This window comes from Okeania sp. SIO3I5, from assembly GCF_010672085.1.
In the GTDB taxonomy this organism is placed as follows: Bacteria; Cyanobacteriota; Cyanobacteriia; order Cyanobacteriales; family Microcoleaceae; genus Trichodesmium.
This window is the reverse complement of the sequence record NZ_JAAHHT010000063.1, coordinates 21,898-31,772: the sequence shown is the minus strand read 5'-3', so window position 1 is coordinate 31,772 and position 9,875 is coordinate 21,898. Positions and strand designations below refer to the sequence as shown.

Here is a 9,875-nt window from a genome sequence, read left to right as displayed (position 1 = left end):
CCCTACTCCCTACTTCCTATCCAATAGAAACCTGGTTGACACACCACAAACAACAAACCAGATTGATTGCCCTAATTATCATTTTTTCAATCAAGAAATTTTGTCTATCTCCCCTGTTTTTGGATAAGTCTTTAGAAATTGCCAATAATCAAAAATCCCATAAATTATCCCACTCTTATTCATCAAATTTTCCCCTACTCCCTACTTCCTATCCAATAGAAACCTGGTTGACACACCACAAACAACAAACCAGATTGATTGCCCTAATTATCATTTTTTCAATCAAGAAATTTTGTCTATCTCCCCTGTTTTTGGATAAGTCTTTAGAAATTGCCAATAATCAAAAATCCCATAAATTATCCCACTCTTATTCATCAAATTTTCCCCTACTCCCTACTTCCTATCCAATAGAAACCTGGTTGACACACCACAAACAACAAACCAGGTTGATTGCCCTAATTATCATTTTTTTCATCAGGAAATTGCGTCGCTCTACCCTGTTTTTGCATAAGTCTTCATAAATTGCCAATAATCAAAAATTCCATAAATTATTGCACTCTTATTGATCAATTTTTCCTGACTCCCTATTCAATAGAAACTGGGTTGACACACCACAAACAACAAACCAGATTGATTGCCCTAATTATCATTTTTTCAATCAAGAAATTTTGTCTATCTACCCGATTTTTGCCTAAGTCTTCAGAAATTTCCAATAATCAAAAATCCCATAAATTATCCCACTCTTATTCATCAATTTTTCCCGACTCCCTATTCAATAGAAACCAAGTTGTCACACCACAAACAACAAACCAGATTGATTGCCCTAATTATCATTTTTTCAATCAAGAAATTTTGTCTATCTCCCCTGTTTTTGGATAAGTCTTCAGAAATTTCCAATAATCAAAAATCCCATAAATTATCCCACTCTTATTCATCAAATTTTCCCCTACTCCCTACTTCCTATCCAATAGAAACCTGGTTGACACACCACAAACAACAAACCAGATTGATTGCCCTAATTATCATTTTTTCAATCAAGAAATTTTGTCTATCTACCCGGTTTTTGCATAAGTCTTCAGAAATCTCCAATAATCAAAAATCCCATAAATTATTGCACTCTTATTGATCAATTTTTCCCGACTCCCTATTCAATAGAAACAGGTTTGACACACCACAAACAACAAACCAGGTTTATTGCTCTAATTATAATTTTTTTCATCAGGAAATTTTGTCTATCTACCCGGTTTTTGTATAAGTCTGCAGAAATTGCCAATCATCAAAAATCCCATAAATTATTGCACTCTTGTTCATCAATTTTTCCTGACTCCCTATTCAATAGAAACAGGTTTGACACACCACAAACAACAAACCAGGTTTATTGCTCTAATTATCATTTTTTTCATCAGGAAATTTTGTCTATCTACCCTGTTTTTGCATAAGTCTGCAGAAATTGCCAATCATCAAAAATCCCATAAATTATCCCACTCTTATTCATCAAATTTTCCCGACTCCCTATTCCTTATTCATACGAATTTCTTGCCATAATTGTCGATACTGTTCAATCGAATTATCTTCCAACGGATAGAGAAATTCACTTTTTTCAATAACTTCTTTTGGAGGTAATAATAGGAGATTATCTTTGATTTCTGAAGTTAATTTATTTTGATTAATCTCTGGCAGAATTGGAGAAGTAAATTGGGTTAATAGTGACATTTGTTCTGCTATCTGGGGTTGCCAACAAAAATCAATCCATTTTTCTGTTAAAGAAGTCTCATCACTAGCAGCAGGTTTAACCCATAAATTAGCCCATAAAGCTGTTCCTGACTGAGGCACCACAGCAGCAATTTCTTTGCGTGTTTTGAGCAATGGTAAAATATCATTAGACCAACCAACAGCTAACCAAGTATCTCCAATAATTAATGATTGTAAATAATTTTCGGAACCATAGAATTTAACTTGTTGATTTAATTTCACCAGTTCCGATTTTAAATTTTCTACCTCATTAATATTTTTAGTATTGTAAGACTTACCTAATTTTTTCAGAGTTAAACCAATAATTTCTCTTGCTTGATTGAGCAAAGAAATATTACCCTTCAATTCCGATCGCCATAGATCGCTCCAGTCTTTAGGTTCCCATCCTAAAGTTTTAAATTTATCAACTCGATAAGCAATTAAAGTTGTACCCCACTGATAAGGTGCTGCCCAAACTTTACCTTGAGGATCTACATAACCTTGAGCGTCACGTTTGACTAATTCTTGCCATTTTTTTGGTAAATTTTTCCACCTTGGCAAAGCTTCAGAATTAAGAGGTTGAATTAATTCTTGTTTAATAGCATTTGCTAACCAATAATCTCCTAAAGTAACCAGATTAGCAATATCTATATTTTCGGTTTTATTTGTAGATAAATTCTGTTTTTCTAACAATAGTTTTCTCTGCCAACTTTGCAGCAGAGAAAATAATTCACTTAAGCTCTCTTGAGGTTGAAAACTTAATTTAGCAGGAGATGTTAATTCCCTTCTAAATTTTGACAACATTTGAGCAGGAATAGTGTTTTTTAATAGTTTTATTTTTAAATCCGCTTGTGTTTGACATCCTGCCAAAAATTCAGCTAAAGTTATTGCCGTTGCTCCGATTAAAAAATTTCGTCGCTTCACTTTTTATGATTATTTAAAATACGTTTTTCTAAATATTGACCAATCATTTTTTGTTCGCCAGCACGAGAAATAATAGTTTGTCGTGTCCGGTATTTATGGCCTATTTGTTTAATTTCTTCCTCAAATACAGAACCATTGTACTCCGTTCTGAAACATAATGTGTTAGGGTCCGATAGGTAATATTTAGCTATGATAGGGTGACTCGTGGCAAAACCGCGATCGCGATACAAATTTGAATCTTTTACCCCGAATACTGTTGAACCTTCAGACTGTTTCTGTTCTGATACTGAATTTTGACTAACCCAACTTACCTGAGAACCACAAATCATTACCGTTTCAGGGTTATTTAACTGATGGAGTTGAGCTAATTCGATAAGTTCTGGACTTCCTTGCTCTAAAAATTTGATTGTTAAATGACTAACTATTTCTTGGGTATTCCCTTCAGGTAAGGTATAATAACGTCTTTCTGAATGCCATTGACCTTCTGAGCGTTGAAAATATTCAGTAATTTTTAATTCTACAACTTCTAATGTTTGTTGGTTGTATTGCAATTCCATTGAATTCTCCTCTCTGTGCTTTTACCATATTTACTTGATTTTGTAAAGTTTTTTGTCTAATTTGTTACTATTATTAACATATCAGGACTTACGCAAAGCCTCACTGTAGGGGCGAATGGCATTCGCCCTCTACAAATAGCGTTTTGACTAACGGGACTTCAACAAAATCAACCCAAAAAACAGGCTCAAATATAAACAGACAAAGACTTTGAGGTCAAAAAGGTATAATTCCTTTATTAGCAAGGGTTCTAGCCATTTTTAGGGGATCGACGTAATTCCCTTATCTAGAAAGACTTTGAGGCATTTTTCCGACCAGAAAATGTTTAAGTACCACTAATAATTTTTTTCTGTAGGGGCGAATGGCATTCGCCCTCTATCATTTTTCTTGAAAGTGTTGGGACAGATATCTTAATACCGAGACATCTAAAATGGTGCGGATAGACTGTAGGAAAGTCTGGAAGCATAAGCTACAGAATTGTTTCAGCTAAAATTTAAGATATGAGCTTTTGAGATTTAATTTTTGCTATAGTCACAGCATTTTCTCAAAGCAACATTTAAGATCGGGACTTACGGAGGGGAACCCAGAAACCGGGTTTTTTCGTAGATGTCTGGTGTTAAAAACAACGGTTTATCCAAGAAACCCGGTTTCTTTGTTTAGCTCCTAAAGATAAAAAAATCAACTACAAACTACAAGATTATGATAATTTTCAACAGACAGAATAAACTAGATTTCTATGATGATAAAAAAAGTAGAAATTGTGGATTCTTAATGAAAAAGTAATATGGTTAAAATTAGGACAAATCAAACAAAAAATTTCTCAGTAGTCGAGATTAAAAAGTATTTCCTGTTGGGTAACACGGCATATTTGCAAAAGGAATTTGACAAAGCGATCGCCTATTTCCAAAAAGCTCTGGAAATTCTTGAGAGTATGGGGGGATTTTACAGGGTTGCCAATGCCTATGGCAACTACTTCTGTGCGTTTCTACAAGATCAAAGGTTGTTTGATAAAGCTTTCCAAAATGCTCTGGAAATTTTTAAGGATGCTGAGGATTTGCATAAAGTTGCCAATGCCTATCTAAGTCTAGGTATATTGGTAGCAGAGCAAGAGCAGTTTGAGGATGCGATCGCTTATTTCCAAAATGCTCTACAGGTTTTTGAAGATGTAGAGGATTTTCATGGAGTTGCTGATGTCTATCACAACTTAGGTATAGTGGCACTTTTGTTAGACAAAACTGACGAAGCTATTAGCTATCTCCAAAAATCTCTACAGGTTTCTGAAGGGGTGAAAGATTTTAACAACGTAGCCAAAAGTTGCCATAACCGGGGAGTTATCGCACAGCAACAACAAAAATGGGAGGAGGCGATCGCTTACTATGAAAAAGCAATTCAGGCATTTGAAACATCGGGAAATTCATCGGAAGCAGCAAAACATTATTTATTGGTTGGCCCTCTGTGTGTTGAACAAGGTTCCTGGTATAAAGGTCTTGATTATTTAGAAAAAAGTTTTGAAATTTACAGCAAAGAAAACGACTATCAACTTCTTGCTAAAACCACCTATCAAATAGCTCGCACTCACCACTTAATGAGTAACTTTGATAAATCTCGCATTTATTATCGGGATGCTCTGCGGATTTACGAACACATAAAAGATCAGCAAGGTATTGCTTTATGTAAAACTGGGTTAGGTTGGTTAATGGTACAAATAGGTTTTGTTGAAGATGCTTTGCTGGAGTTAGAAAAAGCTAGAGAAATTTACGGGCAACTTGACGATCAACTACGGATTAATGAAGTAGAAAAAATGGTAAACTTGATTGAGCAAATGAAGGAGAAACAACTAAAATGAGTGATGGGGATAAAATTTGGGATGAATTAGATAACATCTACGACCAATGGGGAATCAAGGAAATTCCCTTTTCCGAAAGTGCTTCAACTATTGGTCAAGCAAAAATCAAAGAAGTTTTTACAGGTCGTACAAAAGAACTCAGGGAAGTTCTCAACTTGTTCCGGGGTCGCGAGAGAAAACGCTTGCTAATTTATGGCTGGATCGGGATTGGCAAAACAGCATTTATTCTAGAAATTTTAGGTATTTTACAACGTAAGACTAAAAATACTATTACTGCTTATATTAGTTTACCTCAAGGAATGGATTTAGCCACCGCAGCTTTAATTGCTTTAGCTCGTGAAATGGAAGATGACGAATGGGCAAAACAACAATTAAATCAAATGGGATTACCTACTAAAAAAGCCTTGCGTAACAGGAAAGTCAAGGGCAAAGCAAATTTTTCGCTTGCGGGTGTAGAAGTACAAGAAGAAGTTGTCGCTATTCAAAAACCTCAGTTTCCCAGTCTCAGTTTTGAAGGTTTACTGCAACGAGCTTTAAAAAAGAGCGATCAGGTCGTTATTGCTATAGACGATCTAGATAAACAAGACCCCGCTAGGGTTAGACAATTATTACTAGATGCTCAAGGAATTTTAAAATCTGGAGCGTCGTTTATTTTCACAGGTCATCCTTCTGGTATCACACGAGACATTTTAATTGCGGAGCGTGGATTATTCGATCTTGCTCTCAAACTTGAAGCAATGGATGTAGATACTATTTATGAAATGCTAGTTAAATATTTGAATAGTGCGCGACCAAAAAAATTTCTGCAAAGATTCATCCCTTGGTTCAGCAACGCCAAAAAATTTCAGGTTGCCTTAGACGATCCCCAAGCAGTTGCTCCATTCACTCCGGAAACTGCTAGACTTTTGTGCGAACGATCGGGTGGTGTTCCCCGGTGGTTAAACCGCTTGGGGAGTTATGTATTACTTAAAGCTGCCAAATTAGATGCAGATATCATTACACCAGAAATTTTGCAGCAGGGATTCGCTTATGCAGACGAACAAGTGCGGGGACAGTCGGGATTAACTCCTCAAGATTTCATTATATTAGAGTTAGTATTAGAAAAAGGCATTTTATCAGATGCAAATGTCACTATTGATGATTTACAAAGAATGAAAGTTAATACGTTTAGTGAAATTTTGCCAATTTTAGACAAATTAGTTCAGCAAGATTTGCTGCGGAGGTTGCCTAGCGATCGGACTGCTGAATATGCTGCAACTCCACTTTTGTTATCACCAAGCAATGAGGATGACAACGAGGAAAAAGAAGCAGATTGAAAATAAATTTACACTCATCCTCACTTCGTAGGTTGCGTTGCGCGACAGTGCAGTTTTGAGCAATCATATTTCAGTACCCAATCTATCATAACCAGAAAATTGTGATTTTTTGTGTTGGGTTGCGCTGTCGCTTAACCCAACCTACAATACTTTTCCTCAAATTTCATCAACAAGCAAGCAAGACACGGATTTGGGCACGGATACACGGATACTGATACTGAGTAAGGAGTTACTTATCCTCAAATTTCGTCAACAGTTAAATTAATATCATCAAAAGCTTCAATAGTTAAAATATCCCCCCGAAAAAACTGCTGCACATTCTGATAACTATTCCCTTTAGGTTGTCGATAAACTTCTACTAATTGTTGATTAATATCTATCAACCACACCTCAGAAATTCCATTTTCAGCATACAAAGGTATCTTGATTTCTCGGTCATACTTAATAGTTGAATCTGCCACTTCTACCAATAAAAAAATATCTTCTGGTTGAGGATGTTTAGCTTCATAAAAATCATCGCGCCATTGTAACAAAGCTAAATCTGGTTCAGGTGCACTATCATTACTTAAGTGGATTTGGTTATGATGATCAACTATTACTTTACTGTACAATAGTTTATTAAAAATCATATTTAAGCGTCTTAAACAAGCAGCATCAGAAATACCAATAGGTGCCAGTTTGACAATTTCTCCTGCTATTAATTCTACTTTATCATATTTTGTAAGAATACCTGCTTCAACCATTTGATGATATTCTTTGACAGTAAATTGTCGTCGTTGTAATTCTACAGACATAATCACCTCTTACAATATTTAGAAATATATTTTAATGAATTTGTAGGTTGGATTAACATACGGAAACCAAACAAGAAAATTGTGATTATTTCTGTTGGGTTGCGCTGTCGCTTAACCCAACCTACAATAGTTATTCTCAAATTTGATCGACAAGTAAGCAAGACACGGATTTTGGCACAGATACACGGATACTGAGTAACTCCTTACTTATCCTAAAATTTGAGCGACAGTTAAATTAATATCATCAAAAGCTTCAATAGTTAAATTATCCCCCCGAAAAAACTGCTGTACATTCTGATAATTCTTCCCTTTAGGTTGTCGATAAACTTCTACTAATTGTTGATTAATATCTATCAACCAAACCTCAGAAATTCCATTTTTAGCATACAAAGGTATCTTAGTTTCTCGGTCATACTTAATAGATGAATCTGCCACTTCTACCAATAAGAATATATCTTCTGGTTGAGGATATTTACCTTCATAAAAATCATCACGCTCTTGTAATAAAGATAAATCTGGTTGTAATTCATTCTGATTATTTAACCGTATTGGATTTTGAACGTGAATAATTGCCCTCTCAAGAAAATGCCGAAAAAATAATTTTGCAATGCGATTAACACAAGCAGCATGACGCAAACCAATAGGTGACATTTTAACAATTTCTCCTGCTATTAATTCTACTCTGTCATTCTCTGTAAGAATACCTGATTCAGCCATTTGATGATATTCTTTCACCGTAAATTGTCGCCTTTCTAATTCTACAGACATTTTGCACCTCATTTAGAGATATATTTTTATGAATTATTTTCTCATTATAACAAAAATAGTGTATTATATAATTAGGTTTAATATTATGTTCCGAAAAAGTCAATAAATATGCAAGCATACAAACTAAAAGCTAAAATTGATAACTCAGGCAATTTAGTTATTAAGCAACCTATTAATATGCCACCAGGAGAAGTAGAAGTAATTGTTTTGCAACCCGTTGCAGCACCAGAGAATATTACTGAAACACAACCACAAACCCCAAAAGAAAAACATTTACCAGCAGTAAAATCTCTCACAGAATTATTCGCAATTGCTCCACCAATAACCCAACCTCAAAGAAAAGTTGAATGCAACATTCCTATTTTAAAAGAATGGTTAGAATTAACTCAACCTGCTCCCGAAAATTTTGATATTGACCAAGCTAAATGGGAATATTTAAAGGAGAAACATAACTTGTGAAAACTATCATAGACACCAATATAATTGTAGATGTTTCCCTAGAGCGACAGTCATTTTATCCCGAAACTATCCAAGTTATATCATTTGTTTACCAAAAACAAATTGAAGGCTATATTTCGGCCTCAAGTTTTAGCGATCTTTATTACATTATTCGTAAACAAAAAGGGCGAGATTTAACTCTTGATTTTTTGAGGCGAATCAGAACATTTTGTGAAATAGCAACAGTTAATAATGTGGCAATAGATCTGGCTCTAAATACAAACTTTCCAGATTTTGAAGATGCTATTCAATACAGTACCGCAGTGATTAATCAATTAGATGCTATTGTTACTAGAAATACCCAAGATTTTCCGGTTGTTAATCCCCGAATTCTTCCTCCTAATTTGTTGATTCAAGAGTTAAATAATTCAGTGTAAAATTAAAGTAATTTTGTGGGTAAGAAACCTAACTCCCCAACCCCAGAATTATCCCCCCTTACCCCCCAATCACAAGCTATCCCTGATCAGGAACTCTTGAAACCCTTGTGGGAGGGTGGGGAGGATGGGGAGGGTGGGGAGGAGGGGGAGGAAGAATTCTGTCTACATTCATAAAAAAGTGTGTTTTTCAATACACTTTTCTCCTGAAAAAGCCGATTCAAGACTTAAACATAACTTGTCTATGTTGTCAAGTTTTATGAAAAGAGAAAGATGTTTATAAAGCATAGCTTTCAAAGGGGGGAAGAGGAGGGAAGGGGGAGAATAGTCCCCCCTCTCCTTGCAGGAGAGGGGGAGGGACAGGGGGGAGAGGTCTTAATTTATGAAATTTACCTACAAAATCAATCTAGACGCCTTACTATAAAATCGATTATCTGGAAGTTCTTCTATGTCTTACAGTCAGTTCAAAACCATGAGCAGCGTTAAAACTGCTTTTAATATAACAGTAGTAGAAGGCGATCGCTTTTTGCCAGAAATTGAAGCGATCGCTCCTTCCCCTATCCTATCTGGTTATCTTCAAGAAAGCTTACCCATTGTCGCTATATCTGGCAGTGAAAAAGCACGTTCGGAAGGTATTATTTACCCAGTGCTTTTAGAAGTTAGACGACACTTAGATCGTAAAGTTAGTCTATTTTCAGGGGAAGAATTTAATGTTGATGAGTCAGTAGGTTTAAATGGAAACTGTGATTTTTTGCTAACTCGCTCCACAGAAATTATAGAAATTGAAGCGCCAGCAGTTGTGGTAGTAGAAGCGAAGAAAACCGAGCTGAAAACAGGGTTAGGTCAATGTATGGCAGAGATGGTTGCTGCTCAACGGTTTAATGAAATGCAAAATTCTTCTATCCCCACAATTTATGGTAGTATAAGTAATGGAATTCAGTGGCAGTTTATGAAGCTTGTTGAATCAGTTGTTACCATAGATCTTAATGTCTATTCCTTGCCACCAGTAGATCGAATTTTAGGTTGTCTCGTGTGGATGACTGGAGAAAACTAAATGAAGAAAAAATAT

General features: G+C 35.5%; 11 protein-coding genes. 7 read left to right on the top strand and 4 right to left on the bottom strand.

What is annotated here, in order from left to right; genetic code table 11:
- Positions 1-521, top strand: a 521-nt coding sequence (locus F6K40_RS16295; protein ID WP_293137589.1) for a hypothetical protein, incomplete at its 5' end; no start/stop codon positions are given.
- A 991-nt stretch (positions 522-1,512) separates the two neighbouring features.
- On the opposite strand, the gene F6K40_RS16290 is transcribed toward F6K40_RS16295, so the two are convergent.
- A complete protein-coding gene (locus F6K40_RS16290) occupies positions 1,513-2,655 on the bottom strand; it encodes an extracellular solute-binding protein (RefSeq protein ID WP_293137587.1) in 1,143 nt (380 codons plus the stop codon).
- The gene (locus tag F6K40_RS16285; protein WP_293137585.1) at positions 2,652-3,212 is read right to left on the bottom strand and encodes a phycobiliprotein lyase; all 561 of its coding nucleotides are present in this window, start codon (positions 3,210-3,212) and stop codon (positions 2,652-2,654) included. Before F6K40_RS16285 ends, F6K40_RS16290 begins: the two co-directional genes overlap by 4 nt.
- Before the next feature lie 782 nt (positions 3,213-3,994).
- Between F6K40_RS16285 and F6K40_RS16280 the strand changes: the two genes are divergently transcribed.
- Both F6K40_RS16280 and F6K40_RS16275 read left to right on the top strand, forming a co-directional pair.
- Positions 3,995-5,056 (top strand): tetratricopeptide repeat protein, encoded by a 1,062-nt coding sequence (locus tag F6K40_RS16280; RefSeq protein WP_293137584.1) that lies wholly within the window; start codon positions 3,995-3,997, stop codon positions 5,054-5,056.
- Positions 5,053-6,372 carry an AAA family ATPase gene (locus F6K40_RS16275; RefSeq protein WP_293137583.1) on the top strand — a complete coding sequence of 440 codons (1,320 nt, stop codon included), beginning with the start codon at positions 5,053-5,055 and terminating at the stop codon, positions 6,370-6,372. The genes F6K40_RS16280 and F6K40_RS16275 overlap by 4 nt, the downstream gene beginning before the upstream one ends.
- A 239-nt stretch (positions 6,373-6,611) precedes the next feature.
- On the opposite strand, the gene F6K40_RS16270 is transcribed toward F6K40_RS16275, so the two are convergent.
- Positions 6,612-7,166, bottom strand: a complete 555-nt coding sequence (locus F6K40_RS16270) for a Uma2 family endonuclease (RefSeq protein ID WP_293137581.1) — start codon at positions 7,164-7,166, stop codon at positions 6,612-6,614.
- Between the two features lie 207 nt (positions 7,167-7,373).
- Entirely contained in the window at positions 7,374-7,934 is a 561-nt protein-coding gene (locus tag F6K40_RS16265; RefSeq protein WP_293137579.1) for a Uma2 family endonuclease, read from the bottom strand.
- A gap of 108 nt (positions 7,935-8,042) precedes the next feature.
- Between F6K40_RS16265 and F6K40_RS16260 the strand changes: the two genes are divergently transcribed.
- The 4 genes from F6K40_RS16260 to F6K40_RS16245 all read left to right on the top strand — a co-directional run bounded on the left by F6K40_RS16260 (position 8,043) and on the right by F6K40_RS16245 (position 9,860).
- Positions 8,043-8,393, top strand: a complete 351-nt coding sequence (locus tag F6K40_RS16260) for a hypothetical protein (RefSeq protein ID WP_293137577.1) — start codon at positions 8,043-8,045, stop codon at positions 8,391-8,393.
- Positions 8,390-8,809, top strand: coding sequence for a type II toxin-antitoxin system VapC family toxin (locus F6K40_RS16255; RefSeq protein WP_293137575.1), 420 nt, complete (start codon positions 8,390-8,392; stop codon positions 8,807-8,809). Before F6K40_RS16260 ends, F6K40_RS16255 begins: the two co-directional genes overlap by 4 nt.
- Before the next feature lie 15 nt (positions 8,810-8,824).
- A complete protein-coding gene (locus F6K40_RS16250) occupies positions 8,825-8,983 on the top strand; it encodes a hypothetical protein (protein ID WP_293137573.1) in 159 nt (52 codons plus the stop codon).
- A 271-nt stretch (positions 8,984-9,254) separates the two neighbouring features.
- Complete coding sequence (locus F6K40_RS16245; protein WP_293137571.1) at positions 9,255-9,860, top strand: hypothetical protein; 606 nt, start codon at positions 9,255-9,257, stop codon at positions 9,858-9,860.
- The last annotated feature ends 15 nt before the right edge of the window (positions 9,861-9,875 follow it).